The organism is Pseudomonas serbiensis (genome assembly GCF_030580745.1).
Lineage (GTDB): Bacteria > Pseudomonadota > Gammaproteobacteria > Pseudomonadales > Pseudomonadaceae > Aquipseudomonas > Aquipseudomonas serbiensis.
Genome location: NZ_JAUQOO010000020.1, coordinates 80,419 through 100,176, shown reverse-complemented (window position 1 = coordinate 100,176; position 19,758 = coordinate 80,419). Strand labels below are relative to the sequence as shown.

The 19,758-nt window shown below is 57.5% G+C and carries 20 protein-coding genes and 1 tRNA gene; 11 read left to right on the top strand and 10 right to left on the bottom strand.

Annotated elements, in window-relative coordinates:
* Position 1: 1 nt before the first annotated feature.
* From Q6A51_RS22325 to Q6A51_RS22315, 3 genes are all read left to right on the top strand, one after another.
* Positions 2-1,330: a S41 family peptidase gene (locus Q6A51_RS22325; protein ID WP_201004089.1), complete on the top strand. Its 1,329-nt coding sequence runs from the start codon at positions 2-4 to the stop codon at positions 1,328-1,330.
* 3 nt (positions 1,331-1,333) lie between these two features.
* Positions 1,334-2,116 (top strand): divergent polysaccharide deacetylase family protein, encoded by a 783-nt coding sequence (locus tag Q6A51_RS22320; RefSeq protein WP_304575758.1) that lies wholly within the window; start codon positions 1,334-1,336, stop codon positions 2,114-2,116.
* Between the two features lie 142 nt (positions 2,117-2,258).
* Positions 2,259-3,755 (top strand): trypsin-like serine peptidase, encoded by a 1,497-nt coding sequence (locus Q6A51_RS22315; protein ID WP_304575757.1) that lies wholly within the window; start codon positions 2,259-2,261, stop codon positions 3,753-3,755.
* A gap of 4 nt (positions 3,756-3,759) precedes the next feature.
* On the opposite strand, the gene Q6A51_RS22310 is transcribed toward Q6A51_RS22315, so the two are convergent.
* The 9 genes from Q6A51_RS22310 to Q6A51_RS22270 all read right to left on the bottom strand — a co-directional run bounded on the left by Q6A51_RS22310 (position 3,760) and on the right by Q6A51_RS22270 (position 10,569).
* Positions 3,760-4,515, bottom strand: a complete 756-nt coding sequence (locus Q6A51_RS22310) for a substrate-binding periplasmic protein (protein WP_201018973.1) — start codon at positions 4,513-4,515, stop codon at positions 3,760-3,762.
* Positions 4,516-4,658: 143 nt separating this feature from the next.
* The gene (gene hisF, locus Q6A51_RS22305) at positions 4,659-5,429 is read right to left on the bottom strand and encodes an imidazole glycerol phosphate synthase subunit HisF (RefSeq protein WP_201004097.1); all 771 of its coding nucleotides are present in this window, start codon (positions 5,427-5,429) and stop codon (positions 4,659-4,661) included.
* 113 nt (positions 5,430-5,542) lie between these two features.
* Positions 5,543-6,280, bottom strand: a complete 738-nt coding sequence (gene hisA, locus Q6A51_RS22300) for a 1-(5-phosphoribosyl)-5-[(5-phosphoribosylamino)methylideneamino]imidazole-4-carboxamide isomerase (RefSeq protein ID WP_304575756.1) — start codon at positions 6,278-6,280, stop codon at positions 5,543-5,545.
* 84 nt (positions 6,281-6,364) lie between these two features.
* Positions 6,365-6,628, bottom strand: coding sequence for a DUF2164 domain-containing protein (locus Q6A51_RS22295; RefSeq protein ID WP_304575755.1), 264 nt, complete (start codon positions 6,626-6,628; stop codon positions 6,365-6,367).
* A gap of 5 nt (positions 6,629-6,633) precedes the next feature.
* Positions 6,634-7,272 (bottom strand): imidazole glycerol phosphate synthase subunit HisH, encoded by a 639-nt coding sequence (gene hisH, locus Q6A51_RS22290; protein WP_201018976.1) that lies wholly within the window; start codon positions 7,270-7,272, stop codon positions 6,634-6,636.
* Complete coding sequence (gene hisB / locus Q6A51_RS22285; RefSeq protein ID WP_025262442.1) at positions 7,272-7,865, bottom strand: imidazoleglycerol-phosphate dehydratase HisB; 594 nt, start codon at positions 7,863-7,865, stop codon at positions 7,272-7,274. The genes hisH and hisB overlap by 1 nt, the downstream gene beginning before the upstream one ends.
* A gap of 175 nt (positions 7,866-8,040) precedes the next feature.
* Positions 8,041-9,243, bottom strand: a complete 1,203-nt coding sequence (locus tag Q6A51_RS22280) for an amino acid aminotransferase (protein ID WP_304575754.1) — start codon at positions 9,241-9,243, stop codon at positions 8,041-8,043.
* A gap of 26 nt (positions 9,244-9,269) precedes the next feature.
* Positions 9,270-9,893 (bottom strand): YitT family protein, encoded by a 624-nt coding sequence (locus Q6A51_RS22275; RefSeq protein WP_201004106.1) that lies wholly within the window; start codon positions 9,891-9,893, stop codon positions 9,270-9,272.
* A gap of 211 nt (positions 9,894-10,104) precedes the next feature.
* Positions 10,105-10,569, bottom strand: a complete 465-nt coding sequence (locus tag Q6A51_RS22270) for an Lrp/AsnC family transcriptional regulator (RefSeq protein WP_236124175.1) — start codon at positions 10,567-10,569, stop codon at positions 10,105-10,107.
* 188 nt (positions 10,570-10,757) lie between these two features.
* Here Q6A51_RS22270 and Q6A51_RS22265 point away from each other — a divergent pair, with 188 nt between their 5' ends.
* On the top strand, positions 10,758-12,143 hold the full coding sequence (locus tag Q6A51_RS22265; protein WP_201018979.1) for an amino acid permease: 1,386 nt from the start codon (positions 10,758-10,760) through the stop codon (positions 12,141-12,143).
* A gap of 63 nt (positions 12,144-12,206) precedes the next feature.
* Here the strand turns inward: Q6A51_RS22265 and Q6A51_RS22260 are convergent, their stop codons facing one another.
* Complete coding sequence (locus tag Q6A51_RS22260) at positions 12,207-13,868, bottom strand: OFA family MFS transporter (protein ID WP_201004110.1); 1,662 nt, start codon at positions 13,866-13,868, stop codon at positions 12,207-12,209.
* Between the two features lie 255 nt (positions 13,869-14,123).
* On the opposite strand from Q6A51_RS22260, the gene Q6A51_RS22255 reads away from it, so the two are divergent.
* The 7 genes from Q6A51_RS22255 to Q6A51_RS22225 all read left to right on the top strand — a co-directional run bounded on the left by Q6A51_RS22255 (position 14,124) and on the right by Q6A51_RS22225 (position 19,545).
* Positions 14,124-14,570: an acetyl-CoA sensor PanZ family protein gene (locus Q6A51_RS22255; protein WP_201018980.1), complete on the top strand. Its 447-nt coding sequence runs from the start codon at positions 14,124-14,126 to the stop codon at positions 14,568-14,570.
* 53 nt (positions 14,571-14,623) lie between these two features.
* Positions 14,624-16,852, top strand: coding sequence for an AsmA family protein (locus tag Q6A51_RS22250; protein WP_304575753.1), 2,229 nt, complete (start codon positions 14,624-14,626; stop codon positions 16,850-16,852).
* A 14-nt stretch (positions 16,853-16,866) separates the two neighbouring features.
* Positions 16,867-17,934, top strand: a complete 1,068-nt coding sequence (mutY, locus tag Q6A51_RS22245; protein ID WP_304575752.1) for an A/G-specific adenine glycosylase — start codon at positions 16,867-16,869, stop codon at positions 17,932-17,934.
* Entirely contained in the window at positions 17,931-18,203 is a 273-nt protein-coding gene (locus tag Q6A51_RS22240) for an oxidative damage protection protein (protein ID WP_201004118.1), read from the top strand. Before mutY ends, Q6A51_RS22240 begins: the two co-directional genes overlap by 4 nt.
* Positions 18,204-18,305: 102 nt before the next feature.
* Positions 18,306-18,381: transfer RNA gene (locus Q6A51_RS22235), tRNA-Phe, on the top strand.
* A 267-nt stretch (positions 18,382-18,648) separates the two neighbouring features.
* A complete protein-coding gene (locus tag Q6A51_RS22230; protein ID WP_304575751.1) occupies positions 18,649-19,365 on the top strand; it encodes a zeta toxin family protein in 717 nt (238 codons plus the stop codon).
* 15 nt (positions 19,366-19,380) lie between these two features.
* Positions 19,381-19,545: a hypothetical protein gene (locus Q6A51_RS22225; RefSeq protein WP_304575750.1), complete on the top strand. Its 165-nt coding sequence runs from the start codon at positions 19,381-19,383 to the stop codon at positions 19,543-19,545.
* Positions 19,546-19,758: the final 213 nt, after the last annotated feature.

The window sequence follows — 19,758 nt, the reverse complement described above, 5'->3', positions numbered from 1 at the left end:
CATGCTGCATTTGTCCCGCCTCACCTCGCTGACCCTGGCTATCGCCATCGTTATTGGCTCGCCTCTGGCCCAAGCGGCCGAAAAAGCCACGCCAGCACCAGCGCCAGCAGCTGTCGCGCCCGCCAACGCCAAGGCGCCGCTGCCGCTCGATGAGCTGCGCACCTTCGCCGAAGTCATGGATCGGGTCAAAGCCGCCTATGTCGAACCTGTGGACGACAAGACCCTGCTGGAAAACGCCATCAAGGGCATGCTCAGCAATCTTGATCCGCACTCGGCCTATCTCGGGCCGGAGGACTTCCAGGAGTTGCAGGAAAGCACCAGCGGCGAGTTCGGCGGCCTGGGCATAGAGGTTGGCGTCGAGGACGGTTTCGTCAAAGTGGTTTCGCCCATTGACGACACTCCGGCCTCCAAGGCGGGCATCGAGGCAGGCGACCTGATCGTCAAGATCAACGGCGCACCGACCCAGGGTCAGACCATGCAGGAAGCGGTCGACAAGATGCGGGGCAAGATCGGTGAAAAGATCACCCTGACGCTGGTACGCGATGGCGGCACGCCATTCGACGTGACGCTGGCGCGGGCCACCATTCAGGTCAAGAGCGTCAAGGCGCAGATGCTGGAGAACGGCTACGGCTATATCCGCATCACCCAGTTCCAGGTCAAGACCGGCGATGAAGTCGGCAAGGCGCTGGCCAAGCTGCGCAAGGACAACGGCAAGAAGATGAGCGGTCTGATCCTCGACCTGCGCAATAACCCGGGCGGCGTGCTGCAATCGGCGGTTGCCGTGGCGGATCACTTCCTGACCAAGGGCCTGATCGTCTACACCAAGGGCCGTATCGCCAACTCCGAACTACGCTTCTCCGCCGACCCGGCAGACGCCAGCGAAGGCGCGCCTCTGGTGGTGTTGATCAACGGCGGCAGCGCCTCGGCCTCGGAGATTGTCGCCGGCGCCCTGCAGGACCAGAAACGCGCCATCCTGATGGGCACCGACAGTTTCGGCAAAGGCTCGGTGCAGACCGTCCTGCCGCTGAACAACGACCGCGCCCTGAAGATCACTACCGCGCTGTACTACACGCCTAACGGTCGCTCCATTCAGGCTCAGGGCATCAACCCGGACATCGTTGTGCGCCGCGCCAAGGTCACCAATGAAGCGGACGGCGAGAACTACAAGGAAGCCGACCTGCTCGGTCACCTGGGCAATGGCAACGGCGGTGCCGACAAGCCGACCGTCAAGGGCGGCGCAGCGGCCAAGGCCCGTCTGCAGGATGAAGACTACCAGCTCAATCAGGCCCTCAGCCTGCTCAAAGGCCTGAGTATCACCCGCGGCAACTAAGGCATGCGTTTTCTCTCATGCCTGTGGCTGGCTCTCTCGCTGATCGGTGTTGCCCATGCAACCCCGGACAGCGAGAAGGCCAGGCCGTCCTCCGCCTATCTGAGCCTGATCATCGACGATCTGGGCCAGAACCCGGCGCGTGACAGTCGCACCCTTGCCCTGCCCGGCCCCGTGACGCTGGCGATCATGCCCGACACGCCTCATGCCACCGACTTCGCCAGACAGGCACACGCTGCTGGCAAGACCGTCATGCTGCACATGCCAATGGACCCGGCAACCGGGCCGTATGCCTGGCATCCCGGCCTGCCGCTGCCGGAGCTTGAAAGCCGACTGAGCGCAGCCCTGCTCAAGGTGCCTTATGCGGCGGGCATCAACAATCACATGGGCAGCCGCATGACCAGCGAACCAGTGGCCATGGCCTGGCTCATGGAAGAATTGCAGCGGCGGCACATGTTCTTTGTCGACAGCCGCACCAGCGCCAAAACCGTTGCGGCAGCGGCGGCACAACGTATCGGCCTGGCCAGTGTGTCCCGCGATGTATTCCTGGACGATGAGCGCACAGCCGATGCCATTACCCGGCAATTGCAGATCGCGATCAAACTGGCCCACAAACAAGGATCGGTGGTCGTCATAGGCCATCCTTATCCTGTAACCCTGGATGTCCTGGAGCGGGAGCTGCCCAGGCTCAAGGCGCAGGGCATCGAATGGATCGAGCTGCGCCACATGATCAGCGAGAGGGGCAATAAAGCCATGGCCGGGCACGGAAAAGATGGCTTGTACCGCTGACTCCCGTCCTGACCGGCTTCGACTTTTCCACACTGGCTGTAGGCTCCGCCTGCTTTAAATGTCTCCCGCCGTTACTGCCTTGATAACAGCGTCAGCCCCCGATTAAAGGGACTGATCTCCATGTCGTTATCAAGGAAGAAACATGAATCTCAGCATTTTCACTGCCGCGTGCTGCATCGTCAGCCTGCTGTACTTGCCCGGCCATGCCACCGCCCACGATCATGGCGAAGGCCTGCTTGCTCTTGCCCCGTCCAGAGTCCTGCTTAACGCGGACGGCCAGAACAATCGCTGGAACGGCATCGGTCGCATCAAGAGCCGAAAAGGTTCGCACTGCACTGCGACGTTAATCGATACACGCAGCAGCGGCAGCCCGGTCGAAGCGCCTGCCTATCTGCTTACCAATGGCCACTGCATCTCCCGACGCAACGGGCTCATCATCACCGATGCTGAAATCGAGGGCACGGTCGAGTTCAACTTTTTCACTGACAGCACTGTGTACAGCTATCCACTGAAGCGTGTGCGCTGGAGCAGCATGCAAGGCGTGGATCTGGCGATTGTCGAGTTGCAGCCGACGCTCGGGGAACTGATCGCTGACGGCATCCAGCCACTCAGGCTCACCAACCAGATGCCGGAAGATGGCCGCGATATCCTGTCGATTGGCGCCCCTCTCTATATAGGCACAGGCCATCTGCGCATGGCGGCATGTGTTCATCAGTCTTCGGGGGAAATCCTGCAACAGCCCTGGGTCTGGCGCCACACGGTCAGCAATCAGTGCAAGGACATCGCCAAGGGCTCATCCGGGAGCCCTTTGCTGACCCGTGACACCCTTGAAATGTTCGCGGTATTGAATCTCACCAACCAGCCATCACCAGAGAGCTTTGCGATTGAGCGTGGCATGGAGTTTCCACCCGGCTTCCCGCCACAGGCGCCCGACAGTAACTTTGGCAGCCCGGTCACCCGCCTGAACGAATGCTTTATCGACGGCGAGCTCAACACCGATCCCCAGCAGTGCAGGCTATTTCCTGCACACTCGATCATCTTTGAAAAACCACCCAGGCAATACGTAAAAGTGCGGCTGGACGCACAGGGTAATGAGGTTTATCCGGGATGGAATCTGAAATTCACTGTGGATAAACCCTTCTATCGCTACAAGAAGGTCGATTCGCCACTGCAATGTGAAAACCCGGTGGGCTACAGCCACACCATCGCCTCGCAGGACGCCAGCATTGATGACCCTGTCGACCGACAGATCGGCATCAACTGGCTATGTATTGTCGGGGTAACGTCAGCCGATGAGCGACCCAGCCACGGCATGATGCGCAACACACTGACACTGGCTGTGGAGTTGCAAGCAGCAGGCCCGACAAGCGAGCCGCGAGTGCATATCGAAAAGAACCGGTTCGGTTCTTATGAGATCAACTGGCTGCGTGATTCCGGTGGCCTGATTGACCGCTACACCATGAAGATCGGCCCTCCTGCGAAAACAGACTGCGCCGACCCGCAAGGTTTCAAAAGGCTCTTGGGCAGCAATCTGGTGCTGCGCAGGAAATCACTGCCAATAAAAATCTGCACCTACGCCCATGATGTCAACGGCCAGCGCTCCAGCGTGCGCGAGGACATTGTGTCCGTGACCGAGTGAGGCGTTATTGATAGCGCGCCTGAACCTTGTCGACCCAGCCTTCGGCGCGCATTTCATCCAGCTTCTTTTGCAGGCGTGCGACAACGTCGTCGGACGTATCCTTGTTCAACGCCAGAAACAACTCGGCTTTATGGAAGCGCAAGACCGTCTTCAAACCAGTGATGCCTTCCTGCTTGGCCAGATAGCGGCCTACAGGATCGGCGGTGGCCCACAGATCGATCTGGCCATTGACCAGTTTTCTGGCGTTGTCCTGATCACGCAGCATCAAAACAGGGTTGAAGCCCTGGAGAGTCAGGCTTTGGGCGACCGCATCACCTTTATAGGCGCCGACCTGATAAGCCTTGGCCTGCTCCAGATCGGTCAGGGCAATCGTGCTGTCCTCACGAGCCAGCAGGACCCAGTCAACCGGGCCGATGGGGCCAACCCATTTGAATAGTTTTTCCCGCTCGGGCGTACGGACGGTGGAGAACACGCCATAACCGCGCTTCTCCAGCGCAAGCTTGTAGATACGCTCCCAAGGAAAACGCAGGGTCAGGTTGTAGCCGATACCGGCGCGCTTGAACATCTCGCGCACGATCTCGACAGCGATGCCATCGAGGTTGTTTTCCTGGGCGAAGTTCTTGCCATCGACCGCCATGTTGTAAGGCGGATAGTTTTCGGTCAGCAGAACAATCGAAGAGGCCGGCGCGTCACTGCCCCGAGCGCTGAAACTCAGAAGAGTACTGACACCGATCAGTGCAAGAAAAAGACGTTTGAACATATTTCGGCACTCGATCATGACAAACCCGTGCAGAGTGCCGTGATCCCATGACAGTGTCTAGCTCGGCACTTTGCAATGTCGCTTTCAGATACCTGAAACCAGAAGCTTCATGGCAGGCGGGCAAGGACTTGCCCGCCTGTGCATCAGCGAACGACGATACCGCGCTGGGCCATGTAGGCCTTGGCTTCAGGCACTGTGTATTCGCCAAAGTGGAAGATGCTCGCCGCCAGAACAGCACTCGCATGCCCTTCAATGACACCGGCAGCCAGATGCTCAAGGTTGCCGACACCACCGGATGCAATCACAGGAATCCCCAGCGCATCGCTGATCGCACGGGTAACGCCCAGATCGAAACCGTTTTTCATGCCGTCCTGGTCCATGCTGGTCAGGAGGATTTCACCGGCGCCCAGGTCTTCCATCTTTTTCGCCCACTGCACGGCGTCCAGACCGGTCGGCTTGCGGCCACCGTGGGTAAAGATTTCCCAGCGCGGAGTTTCGCCCGGCAGGGAAACCTTCTTGGCATCGATAGCGACCACGATGCACTGCGAGCCGAAGCGTGCAGCGGCTTCGCCGACGAACTCCGGGTTGAACACTGCCGCCGTGTTGATCGAGACCTTGTCGGCACCGGCGTTCAACAGGTTGCGGATGTCCTGAACGGTACGCACACCGCCACCGACGGTCAGCGGAATGAACACCTGGCTGGCCATGCGCTCGACGGTATGGAGCGTGGTATCACGGCCATCGACGCTGGCGGTGATATCCAGAAAGGTGATTTCGTCAGCACCTTGCTCGTTGTAGCGACGAGCAATTTCCACCGGATCGCCCGCATCGCGGATGTTCTCGAACTTGACGCCCTTGACCACTCGACCGTTGTCGACGTCCAGGCAAGGGATGATGCGTTTGGCCAGAGCCATGGGGTTAGTCTCCAAAACAGATCAGACCCGTAGGAGCGAATTCATTCGCGAAATCAGCGTGTGATGCTGTGGGCTGAAATCGCTTCGCGAATGAATTCGCTCCTACGGTTGGATTAGCGTTGCTCCAGATCACAGAGCGCCTGCGCCTCAGCCACGTCCAGCGTCCCTTCGTAGATCGCACGGCCGGTGATGGCGCCGATGATGCCAGGGGCCTTGGCGTCCAGCAGGGCCTTGATGTCGCCCAGGTTGTGGATGCCACCGGAAGCGATCACCGGAATACGGGTCGCGGCGGCCAGCGCGGCGGTGAACGGGATGTTGCAGCCCTGCATCATGCCGTCTTTGGCGATGTCGGTATAAACGATAGCCGAGACGCCATCAGCCTCGAAACGCTTGGCCAGATCGATGACCTGTACGGTGCTGACTTCAGCCCAGCCGTCGGTGGCGACGAAACCATCCTTGGCGTCCAGGCCAACGATCACTTTGCCTGGGAATGCACGGCAGGCTTCAGCCACGAACTCGGGTTCCTTGACTGCCTTGGTGCCGATGATGACGTAGCTCACGCCCGCCTTGACGTAATGCTCGATGGTTTCCAGCGAGCGAATACCGCCACCGATCTGGATCGGCAGTTGCGGGTAACGCTTGGCAATGGCAGTGACAACCTCGCCATTGACCGGCTGACCTTCAAACGCACCGTTCAGGTCGACCAGATGCAGACGGCGGCAACCACCGTCGACCCACTTGGCAGCCATGCTTACCGGATCATCGGAAAACACCGTGGAATCTTCCATACGGCCCTGGCGCAGACGTACACAGGCACCGTCTTTAAGGTCGATCGCGGGAATAATCAGCATACTTTTTCCTTCGTCAAAAGAGCGGCAAGCTTCAAGCGTGCGTGTCTATCAAATTCAATTCTTGCAGCTTGAAGCCTGAAGCTTTCAGCTGCTCTTTTCGAGCGACCACAGATCGCTTTCGATGCTCTCGAACCGCTCCTTGAGGAGCTGCTGAGCATCGAAAACCGCTCGATTGTAATAGTGCGGGGCAATCTCGCTGGTAAAGAACTCAAGCACTTCGGCCACTTCAAACGACCCCAGCTCCATTTCGAAGCGCTGCGAAAACAACCGCTTCAGCTTGTCGATGGCCTGCTGCTCCTGCTCAGGAGTGAGGGTGAGAATCGGCGGCTTGCTCCTGGCTTTACTCATGGCGATTACCAGCGACCGTCCCAGGCAACGAAGTTCTGCAGCAATTGCAGGCCATGGGTATGGCTCTTCTCGGGGTGGAACTGCACGGCAAAGCGCGAACCGTCCGCAAGGGCTGCGGCGAAATCGACGCCGTAATGCCCACTGCCCACGACCTGACGCGGGTTGGCCGCCTGGATATAGAAGCTGTGGACAAAGTAGAAGCGCGCCCGATCTGGAATGTCGTGCCACAGCGGGTGATCTACCGCCTGGGTCACTTCGTTCCAGCCCATGTGCGGCACTTTCAGGTGTTCGCCCTGCTCTTGCAGGTCCTTGCCGAAGAACTTCACCTGGCCGGGGAACATGCCGATGCAGTCCACGCCGTTGTTTTCTTCGCTGCGATCCAGCAAGGCCTGCATGCCGACACAAATGCCGAGGAAAGGACGATCCTTGCTCACTTCACGCACCAGCGAATCGAACTCCAGGCGGCGGATTTCAGCCATGCAGTCGCGGATCGCGCCCACACCCGGAAACACGATGCGGTCGGCTTCGCGAATGACTTTGGCATCGCTGGTGATCTGCACACGGCCTGCGCCAACATGCTCAAGCGCCTTGGCGACCGAGTGCAGGTTGCCCATGCCGTAATCGATGACAGCAACCGTCTGCATCAGAGCACACCCTTGGTCGAAGGCATCTGCCCGGCCATACGCTCATCCAGCTCTACCGCCATGCGCAGCGCGCGACCGAATGCCTTGAAGACGGTTTCGATCTGGTGGTGAGTGTTGGTGCCGCGCAGGTTGTCGATGTGCAGGGTCACGTTGGCGTGGTTGACGAAGCCCTGGAAGAATTCCTGGAACAGGTCCACGTCAAAGCCGCCGACCACGGCGCGGGTGTAAGGCACATGCATTTGCAGGCCAGGACGACCCGAGAAGTCGATGACCACACGCGACAAGGCTTCATCGAGCGGCACATAGGAATGGCCGTAGCGACGAATACCCTTTTTATCACCGATGGCCTGGCTGAAAGCCTGGCCCAGGGTGATACCGACGTCTTCCACTGTATGGTGGTCGTCGATTTCCAGGTCGCCTTTGCACTCGATATCAAGGTCGATCAACCCGTGCCGGGCGATCTGGTCGAGCATGTGCTCAAGGAAAGGAACACCGATATCGAATCGGGCCTTTCCGGTGCCATCCAGGTTGATCGAGGCTTTGATCTGGGTTTCCAGGGTATTGCGCTCGACGGATGCCTTACGTTCGGCCATCACCAGCTCCGCAAAATCATTGGGCGAAAAAGGTGACCATTATAGGCCCAGATGCGGCCGGCATGAAGCAAACAGACGAGGGGAAGGCAAGATGATGGCTGTTTATGGGGCTTAAGGGGGCAAAATCGACGATTTCACGCCCCTCAAGCCTGCTGACACCAGCCTCGGGATGGCTTTATGCAGCGGTAAACAGACTGCCGAGCGCATCGCAGAACTTGCCGATATTCGCCTCGTTCAACCCGGCCATGCACACACGGCCACTGCGGACCAGATAAACGCCATGCTTCTCACGGAGTTCATCGACCTGCTCAGGCGTCAGGCCGGTGTAGCTGAACATTCCGCTCTGGCGAAGAATGAAACTGAAATCACGGCCCGGGACTTTCTGCTCCAGTGCCGTCACCAGCTTCTGACGCATGTCGATGATGCGCAGGCGCATGCCTTCCACTTCACTCAGCCATTCCTCACGCAACTGCGGAGTGTTGAGCACCTTGGAGACGACATACGCGCCATGAGCAGGCGGGCTGGAATAGTTGCGACGAACGGTCGCCTTGAGTTGCCCCAGCACATTGGTGGCTGAAGCCACGTCTTCGCAGACGATGGACAACCCGCCGACCCGCTCGCCATATAGCGAGAAGATTTTCGAGAACGAGTTGCTGATCACCGTGGTGATACCTGCGCTGGCCATCGCTCTGATCGCGTAGGCATCTTCATCCATGCCTTTGCCGAAGCCTTGATAGGCCGTATCGAGGAACGGAATGAGCTGGCTGCTCTTGATCTGTTCGATCACAAGGTCCCACTGCTCTACAGAAAGGTCGGCACCTGTCGGGTTGTGGCAGCAAGGGTGCAGCAACACGATGCTGCGTGCCGGCAAGGTTTTCAGCTTGCCGAGCATGGCCTCGAAGTCCACGCCACCGGTGCGCGAATCGAAGTACGGATAGGTGTGAACCTTGAAACCCGCGCCACCGAACAAGGCGTGGTGATTTTCCCACGTAGGGTCGCTGACCCAGACCTGAGATTCAGGGAAGGCATATTTCAGGAAGTCCGCACCGACCTTCAGCGCGCCCGAGCCACCGACGGTCTGGATGGTCGCCACACGACCTTCAAGCACAGCAGGATGATCGGTACCGAACAGCAGGGTTTGCACCGCCTGACGGTAAGGGGCCAGACCTTCCATCGGCAGGTAGAGAGAAGCTGCCTTCTCGCTCTCGGCCACTTGCTGCAGGGCACTGACAGCGGCGGCCAGAGGCGGAATGAGCCCTTGAGCGTCATAGTACAGACCGATACTGAGATTGACCTTGTCTTCACGAGGGTCCTTCTGAAAGGTTTCCATCAGCGAAAGAATCGGATCTCCGGCGTATGACTCTACGTGGGCTAGCATGCGGAACAACTCCTCTAATTAATGAATCAGGCCGAATAGCGGTCGGATCTGTGATTTTGCGCAATGATGAAATTCAGCAGCACGGCACCAGCAATGGAAGCTACCAGAGTCGGCAGGCTGATAAACGTCAGGGAAGCGATAAGCACGCAAATATCCACGCCCATCTGCAACCAGCCAGCCTTGAAACCATATTTTTCCTGAAGGTACAGCGCAAGAATATTCACGCCTCCCAGGCTGGCACGGTGCCTGAACAGAATCAGGAAGCCCACGCCCAGAATCAGGTTACCCAGCACGGAGGCATAAAACGGCTGCAACTGATCGATATGAATGAACAGGGCGTGCTGATCGGAGAAGAAGGATACCAGCCCTACTGCACAGAAGGTCTTGAGCGTGAACAACCAGCCCATCCGACGGAAGGACAGGTAATAGAACGGCAGGTTGAGGGTGAAGAACGCAACGCCGAAAGGCACAGCAAAGGTGTAGTGGAAAAACAGTGCAATACCCGCCGTGCCGCCCGTCATGACGCCAGCCTGGCGCAGCATCAGTACGCTGAAGGAGATCAGGATAGTGGCAATAACGAGGGCAAATACGTCTTCCTGGGCCGAATGACGGGTAGCAAGACTGTTGGGAGTGGCGGTGTGGGTGGTCATTATGGCGCTCAGGCATGGTCGATGAGGGTGAATGACAGCGCTCTTTATCCAGCAACGCCATGGCAACTCACGATATGAGCGCAAATCCTACACAAAGAGACCGATGTTAGCCAATAAATACATTTACACGCACACAAGTAACGATAATAACAAAACATATGCATCATTTGCGCACACAAATATTAATTATGTGCCATTACAGTGCATCGACTTACACTGTCACAACACTGTTTTCCTTGAGGCGCTCCAGAACAACAGCCGTCTTGATATGCGCAACACTGTCGCTTGCAGTAATACACTCCATCAGGCGATTGAGACTATCGAGGTCTGCAACAGCAACCTTGAGCGTATAATCCGCATCCCCCGTCGTCTTATAGGCGTCGATGATCGAACTGAGGTCTGCAACCAACGCCTGGAATATCTCCCGGTATTCAGTGCTGTGGCTGACCAGACGGACTTCGATCATTGCCAGAACCGCGCGGCTCATGGCCTGCGGGGCGACACGGGCATGGTAGCCAAGGATCAGATGACCCTGCTCCAGACTGATTCTGCGACGAGAGCATTGTGATGCCGAAAGCCCGACCAGGTCGCTAAGCTCCTGGTTGGTCAAGCGACCATTGGCCTGAAGCAGGGTCAGGATCTTCAAGTCGAAGTCGTCGATTTCATTCATTTTCATTGAGGGCAATCGCTCGTACCAAAGAGTTCCAGGCCGGGAAGCCTATCAGTTTCAAAGCATCAACAGCGACAACCCGAAGTGCATCACCAGACCACAATAGAGATGGCACCTGTCTTGCAATCGAGCCCAATCGTAAAGCCAAGATGGCCAACCAGCCGATCCGTAATCAATACTTGCAGGGATTTTCAATGACCCAATCAACGCCGCCCGATCAATTGCATCGGGGTTTGAAGAATCGGCATATCCAACTGATCGCGCTGGGTGGCGCGATTGGTACGGGGTTGTTTCTAGGAATTGCTCATACCATCAACATGGCTGGCCCTTCGGTGCTTCTGGGTTATGCGATTGCAGGCATGATCGCCTTTTTCATCATGCGCCAGCTCGGCGAGATGGTGGTCGAGGAGCCGGTCGCAGGAACCTTCAGTCACTTCGCCAATAAATACTGGGGCAGCTTTGCAGGCTTCATGTCCGGCTGGAACTACTGGGTCCTGTACGTGCTGGTCGGGATGGCCGAACTGACAGCGGTCGGCGTGTACGTTCAGTATTGGTGGCCGGAAGTCCCCACCTGGGTTTCGGCAGCAATCTTCTTCGTGATCATCAACCTGATCAACCTCAGCAGCGTCAAGCTCTATGGGGAAATGGAGTTCTGGTTCTCCATCATCAAAGTGGTCGCGATCATCAGCATGATCGTATTCGGCGCCTATCTGCTGGCCAGCGGCAATGGCGGGCCTGACGCTGCTGTCGCCAATCTGTGGCAATACGGCGGATTCTTCCCCAATGGCATCGGCGGGCTGGTGATGGCCATGGCCTTCATCATGTTTTCATTTGGCGGCCTGGAGCTGATCGGTATCACCGCTGCCGAAGCGCAAGACCCTCAGCGCAGCATTCCCCGCGCCACCAATCAGGTGATCTACCGCATTCTGCTCTTCTATGTAGGCGCACTGGCCGTTCTGCTGTGCCTGTACCCATGGCAGAAAGTGGGTGCCGGTGGCAGCCCCTTCGTCATGATCTTCCATGCAATGGACAGTAACATCGTTGCGACCGTACTGAACGTCGTGGTCCTGACGGCTGCGCTGTCGGTCTATAACAGTTGCGTCTACAGCAATAGCCGGATGATGTTCGGCCTGGCCAAACAGGGCAATGCGCCCAAGGCGATGCTCAAGGTCAATGCCCGCGGCGTACCGGTCAATGCTCTGGCGATCTCGGCAATCTCTACCGGCATGTGCGTACTGATCAACTATCTGGTACCGGAGCAGGCCTTTAAATTGCTGATGGCGCTGGTGGTGTCAGCCCTGGTGCTCAACTGGGTCATCATCACCATTACCCACCTCAAGTTCCGCAGCGCCAAGCGTCAGGCCAACGAAACCACGCTTTTCAAAAGCTGGGGCTATCCAGCCACCAACTACATCTGCCTGGTCTTCCTGTTCGGCATTCTGGCAATCATGCTGTTCACACCGGGCATCAGCATCTCGGTGTACATACTGCCGTTCTGGCTGATCGCGCTGGGTGTGGCTTACGCCATCAAGACCCGCAACACACCTGCAACCTTCGCGGATAAATCGGCCACCCGATAAAAACAGGCCATAAAAAAAGCGCTTGCACGTCCTGTGCAAGCGCTTTCTTTTTGCCCGACTGTTTTAGTGGAACAGTACGGCAGTCTTTTGCAGGGTGACCCACACGCCCCACGCCAGAGGAATACCAACAGCCAGCCAGGCCAGGATAACAAATGGCTTGCTGCCTTCAGACGCCTTCCACTCCAGAGAAGTGGTTGCAGCAGCGCCCTTGTCATGACCGATTGCCTGTTCAGCAGCCAGTTCGGCGTCAGTCATGAAGTACTTGTCGGCAACCGGGCGAATCAACAGGTTGCAGATGAAGCCCAGAACCAGCATGCCAGCCAGGATGTACAGCGTGATGTCGTAGGCAGCAGCGCGGGCAACGCCGTGGCTGAGCTGATATTCACGCAGGTAGTTGACCAGTACCGGACCCAGTACACCGGCAGCAGCCCATGCAGTCAGCAGACGACCGTGGATTGCACCCACCATTTGCGTACCGAACAGGTCAGCCAGGTAAGCCGGAACAGTCGCGAAGCCACCGCCGTACATCGACAGCACGATACAGAAGGCACCCACGAACAGTGCGATGCTGCCAATGTGGCTCAGGGTCGGAACCGATGCATACAGCACGAAGCCCAGGGCAAAGAACACGAAGTAAGTTGCCTTGCGACCAATGTAGTCAGAGCACGATGCCCAGAAGAAACGACCACCGATGTTGAACAGGCTCAACAGACCGGTAAAGCCTGCCGCGATGGCAGCGATTGCTTTCAGTTGATCGGCATTGAGCTGGCTGAAAGTCAGATCATTACCCAGCAACTTGCCGGCGAACACTTCCTGCAACAGTGGCGAAGCCATGCCCAGAATACCGATACCCGCCGAAACGTTCAGGCACAGCACCAGCCATACCAGACGGAATTGCGGAGTTTTCCAGGCCACGCTGACGTGTACGTGACGATTGGTGATCATCGCATTGCTGGCTTTCTTGGCAGGAGCGGTCCAGCCTTCAGGTTTCCAGCCAGTCGGAGGAACGCGATAGCCCAGTGCGCCGCCAAGCATGAAGATGAAGTAGATCACCGCCATCACGACGAAGCTCTGCCATACACCAACGCTTTCAGCGGTAGCAAAGTAGCCCATCAGAGCGGTTGCCAGAGGAGCACCCACCATCGCGCCGCCACCGAAGCCCATGATCGCCATGCCGGTCGCCATGCCGCGCTTGTCCGGGAACCACTTGATCAGCGTCGAAACAGGGGAGATATAGCCAAGCCCCAGACCGATACCACCGATCACACCGGAACCGAGCCACATCAGCCAGATCTGGTGAGTGTAGATTCCGAGTGCGGAAATCAGCAGACCGCCACACCAGCACAGAGCCGAAACCACACCGGCCTTGCGTGGGCCTGCGTGTTCAAGCCAGCCACCCCAGATGGCAGCCGAGCAGCCCAGGAAGATGAAGAACAGTGTGTAGATCCAGCCCAGCATGGAGATCTGCCAGTCACAGGTCGACGAGAAGATCTGTGCAAAGAAGCCCATGTCAGGTGTACAGGCAACGGGTGCCGAGATGCCGATGGCTTTGGAAAGCGGCAACCAGAATACCGAGAAGCCGTAAGCCATACCGATACAAAGGTGGATTGCCAAAGCAGCAGGCGGGACCAGCCAGCGGTTGAAGCCGGGCTTGGCGATGATGCGTTCCTTGGACAAGAACGCAGGTTGAGCGGTAGCGCCGCCCAAAGCTGTACTTGTGCTCATTGTGATTACCCCCAGATGTGTAATGCTCGCAGGACTTATGCGCTGGTCCGCCCACAGTCTCCATGCCAGACGGCCATGACTGTTTTATCGGCGGAAGTTCCAGAGACGTGGCAAAAAGCCGCACCTGACCAGCGATGGCGAGAGACTAACACTTACCAAGGGCCGTAAGTATCGTGTTACATCAATTAATTACTTACCCAATCCATGCCATCTATGAAGTAATAGACACAATCAATTACGAACAGAGGAAATAGAATGCCGGTCTTAGTTGGGATTATTAATTCCCCCACTTATCAGGATCAGGAAGACCTGCAAAAGATATATCGCGACGCCCCGCAATGGCTGTTTTCGCCCTTCACCGATGCGGCGCAATTGATTGAAACAACGCTGAGTGACGGAACACTTCTGGCGGGACGCTTCAACGACCGGTTACTGGGCGCGGCACGCCTGGAACAGACCGGCGACATCTGGCGGCTGTCGCATCTTTGCGTGCGCGCACTCACCCGTCGACGTGGCGTTGCCGAGCGCCTTGTGGCTCATGCACAGAAATCGGCCAGGGATGCAGGTTGCGAACTACGCTTGCAGACAACCGCCGAGCTTCCTGAAGTCCTGGCCCTTGCGGCCAAGCTCAACGTGCCGCTGGAAATCGCAAATCCTACCCGCGCAGCAGCCCAAGGCATCCAAAGCCCCCGACACTCGTGAGAGCGGTATACTCGTGGGCTATTTTTTGAACGATCGATAACAAGGACTCGCCCATGAAAGCGTTCGGCAAAATCCTGGGGCTGTTTATTCTCGGGTTGCTGCTGATCATCGTGGCTCTCGGCTTCGCCTTGACCCATCTGTTTGATCCCAACGACTACAAAGACGAGATTCGGCAATTGGCGCGCGACAAGGCGAATGTCGAGCTGACGCTGAACGGTGATATCGGCTGGAGCCTGTTCCCCTGGCTGGGCCTTGAGTTGCATGACGCCAGCGTCGCAACCCTGAGCGCTCCCACCGCACCGTTTGCCGACCTGCAGATGCTCGGATTGTCCGTTCGCGTACTCCCGCTGTTGCGCCGCGAAGTACAGATGAGCGACGTGCGGGTAGAAGGCCTGAACCTGCGCCTCAATCGTGATGAAAACGGCCATGGCAACTGGGAAGACATCGGCAAGCCGGCCACCGCTAGCGCGCCAACACCCGAACAACCTTCCGGTACGGCGCCTGCCTCGCCAGCAGACAAACCGGAGAAATCGTCGCGTCCCATCAAGCTGGATATCGACAGCCTGACGGTCAACAACGCCCGCGTCGAATACAGCGACGCCCGCAAAGGCCGGACCCTTACCGCCGAAAGTATTCAGCTGAGCACCGGTGCGGTACGGGAAGCTTCGGACATCCCGATCAAGCTGACGGCTTTTCTGAGCACCAATCAGCCGGTTGTGCGTATCAGGACCGAACTGGTCGGCGACCTGCGCCTGGACCGCGCCCTCAAGCGCTACCAGTTCGAAGACATGCGCCTGTCAGGCGAAGCTGCTGGCGAACCCTTGCAGGGCAAGACCGTGACCTTCGCCGCTCAGGGCCAGTTGCTGGTAGACCTCGCCGCCAACATTGCCGAGTGGAACAGCCTCAAGATTTCCGCCAACCAGTTGCGCGCCCTCGGCGAGTTGCGCGCCCGCGATCTGGACAAGACGGCACAAATCAGCGGAGGCCTGTCCATCGCCCAACTCGATGTACGCTCCTTCTTCGACAACATCGGCCAGCCTCTGCCAGCCATGGCCGACGGAGCACTGAGCAAGGTCGAAATGGTCACCCGCCTGAGCGGTACGCCGAACAGCCTGGTGCTCGAAGACCTCAACCTCAAGCTCGACAACAGCACCTTCACGGGCCGTGTCGCCATAGATGACTTCGCCAGACAGGCACTGCGCCTTCAACTCAAGGCTGACACCTTCGATGCCGATCGCTATCGCCCGGCCGAGAGTGAAGAAAGCAAAAGCGCCAAAGCCGCTCGCCAGTCCGAAGTGCAAAGTGGTGAAGCGGCAGCTCTCGCCGGCAACACGCCACTGCCGGACCAACCTGCCAAGGCTGCCTGGAGCACTGCCAAACTACTGCCCCTTGAGCGCCTGCGCACCCTCGACGTCCAGGCAGACCTGAGCTTCGGCAAACTGACCATCGACAAACTGCCGATCGACAATGCCGTACTCACCACCCAGGCACAGAACGGCGTCATCAGCGTCGAAAGCCTGCGTGGCGACCTCTACAACGGCAACTTTGAAATCAAGGGCAACCTCGACGCCCGCCCGGACATTCCTCTGGCCAGCGTACAAGCCAAAGTCAGCCGGGTGCCGGTCGAGCGTATTCTGCAAAGCCAGGGGCAAACGCCACCGGTCACAGGCCTGCTGACCCTCAATAGCAACCTGACCGGCAAGGGCAACAGCGAAAAGGCTCTGGTCGACAGCCTCAACGGCACAGCCAGCTTTGCGCTCAACAATGGCGTGCTGGTCAATGCCAACCTTGAACAGCAACTGTGCCAGGGCATCTCGACCCTCAACCGCAAGACGCTCAGCGGCGAACCTCGCGGCAAGGACACGCCATTCCAGCAACTCAATGGCAACCTGACCGTGCGCAATGGCGTGGCCAGCAACCCTGACCTCAAGGCGCGCATTCCGGGCCTGGCTGTCAACGGCAATGGCGATATCGACCTGCGCGTGCTGGGCATGAATTATCGCCTGGGCATCATCATCGAAGGCGACAAGAGCGACATGCCGGACCCGGCCTGTGAGATCAACCCGCGCTACGTGGGCATCGAATGGCCAATCCAGTGCCGGGGCCCACTGGAACTGGGCGCCAAGGCCTGTCGTCTCGACAAGGAAGGCATCGGCCAGATCGCGGCCAAGCTGGCCGGCGACCGGATCAGCGAAAAGCTTGAAGAAAAACTGGATGACAAACTCGGCGACAAAGTCAGCCCGGAACTCAAGGACGCCCTCAAGAACCTGTTCAAACGATGAGAGCCGATTCTGCAATGCAACCCGAGCAATTCTCCCAGGCAGTACTGAGCTGGTACGACCGTCATGGCAGGCATGATCTGCCATGGCAACAAGGCATTACCCCGTACCGGGTGTGGGTGTCGGAAATCATGCTGCAACAGACCCAGGTCAGCACTGTGCTGAACTACTTCGACCGCTTCATGGAGGCGCTGCCCACCGTACAGGCCCTGGCCGAAGCACCGGAAGACGAAGTGCTGCACCTGTGGACCGGGCTGGGTTATTACACCCGCGCCCGCAACCTGCAGAAGACCGCAAAAATAGTCGTTGCCGATCACGGCGGTGAGTTTCCTCGCGATGTGGAAAAACTCACCCTGCTGCCCGGCATCGGCCTGTCGACTGCGGGCGCCATTGCCAGTCTGAGCATGGGCATTCGTGCGCCGATCCTCGACGGCAACGTCAAGCGCGTTCTCGCCCGCTACACCGCACAGGAAGGTTACCCGGGCGAGCCCAAGGTCGCCAGACAGCTATGGGCCACTGCCGAGCGCTTTACACCCCATAGCCGCGTGAACAACTACACACAGGCGATGATGGACCTGGGCGCCACGCTCTGCACCCGCAGCAAACCCAGTTGCCTGCTCTGCCCGCTGGAGCGTGGCTGCGAAGCGCACCTGCTGGGCCTGGAAACCCGCTACCCGATTCCCAAGCCACGCAAGACCGTCCCGCAGAAACGCACCCTGATGCCCATGCTCGCCAACCGCGACGGCGCGATTCTGCTTTATCGCCGCCCTTCCAGCGGCCTGTGGGGCGGCCTGTGGAGCCTGCCGGAGCTGGATGACTTCAACGACCTCAAAGACCTGGCACTGCAACACTCGCTGGAGCTTGGCGCGCATCACGAAATGCCGGGGCTGGTCCACACCTTCAGCCATTTCCAGCTGAGCATCGAACCCTGGCTGGTTCAGGTTCAGGAGTCCGCCCATCACGTGGCCGAAGCCGACTGGCTCTGGTATAACCTCGCCACCCCGCCGCGCCTGGGCCTTGCCGCCCCAGTGAAAAAGCTGCTCAAACGCGCGGCCGACGTATTGAATGCAGGAGAGTCGTCATGACCCGCACCGTAATATGCCGTAAATACAAAGAAGAACTGCCAGGCCTGGAACGCGCCCCGTACCCGGGAGCAAAAGGCGAAGACATTTTCAACAACGTCTCGCAGAAAGCCTGGGCCGACTGGCAGAAACACCAGACCCTGCTCATCAACGAACGTCGCCTGAACATGATGAACGCCGAGGACCGGAAATTTCTTCAGACCGAGATGGACAAGTTCCTCTCCGGCGAGGAATACGCCAAGGCCGAAGGCTACGTTCCCCCCGAGAAATAAAGCGTTTCCAGCAATGAAGGTCGTAAGCGTCGGTAATAATTCAAATTTTTTTCAACATGACGCTTGACGACCTCCTGAAAAACACGTCTAATGCGCCCCGTTGCCCAGATAGCTCAGTCGGTAGAGCAGGGGATTGAAAATCCCCGTGTCGGCGGTTCGATTCCGTCTCTGGGCACCACTAATTAGATTCAGGTGGTGTCAAAGCCATCTGAAAAACAGAAACCCGCCTAGTGCGGGTTTTTTGTTGTCTGCAATTTTATACAGCGAATCGCATCTCAAGAGAGGACATCAACCAATCGCCCGCTTCTGAACAGGTGCAACAAAGGGAAACCCAAAAGCTATTCACAGCGTCAGTCGTGCCGAGCAATCATAGGTGCAACAGATGCACGCCTCACGGCGCTCATCAAGATGGATCTCAGGACAATTACAATAAAGGAAACGTCAGATGCCATTGACGGCCGATGAGCAACGAGTCTGGGATAGCGCAATAGTCTTCGCAAAAGGCAACAAGAAAAAGATTGGTCAACGACTGACGGCAACTGATGTCTATCGACCCGAAGATGAGCCAGTGTCAGTATTCATGTCGGGGTCGCCAGGCGCGGGCAAGACAGAGGCATCAATTGCTTTGGTGAATCTTTTCACAAACACCTCCATCTTACGAATAGATCCAGATGAACTGAGGGGCGAGTTTGAGGAATACAAGGGAGGCAATGCTTACCTTTTCCAAGGTGCCGTATCGATCCTGGTTTCCAAAATTCTAGATTTCGCTTTGGAGAAAAAGCAGTCATTTCTGTTGGATGGCACTCTCGCCAAGCTCGACATTGCGAGAAGTAACGTGGAAAGGTCACTGGAAAAGGGGCGGTACGTTCAAATTCTGTATGTCTATCAAAATCCAATGCTAGCTTGGGAGTTTGTAAAGGCACGAGAGAAGGCTGAGGGTCGACGGATTCTCGCGGAGCACTTCGTCGAGCAGTATTTCGCAGCGCGTGACGTAGTGAATGCGCTTAAGCTAGAGTATGGAAAAGACGTCCATGTAGACCTGTTGCTGAAACACATAGATAACTCAGACCGCCTCTACAAGGCTGGTGTAGACAAGATTGATTACCACATACCCGAGCGCTACACCCGTGACCTACTGATGGCTACGCTTGGGAATACCTAGCTCCAGGAGCAAGCCATGACTTTATTCAAGTCGAGTTCAGAGAAGGCTGGCAACCCGTTCGCCGAGTTCATTCGCAATGCGAAATCCGATGAGAAGAAACGTGTTTACAGCACCGTACTGACTGAGGCCACCAAGCGTCAGAATGAGATCATGGCCGCTGCTCAAACAAAAACCGTCTGACAAACATCGCATCATGAAAAAACCCGGTCTTCATCGCCGGGTTTTTGTTGTCTGCGGTTTAACCCCCCCGCTGCAAACAGAGCTGCGACACATATCTGATTCTCCACGAATTAGTCTCTGCGCTATCCGTATGGGGCCAGCCCCCTCAATAATTTCCTGCCCACCACGAATAAGCCTTTGCTATATTCGAGCAGCATCAAAGAGCCACCTTGC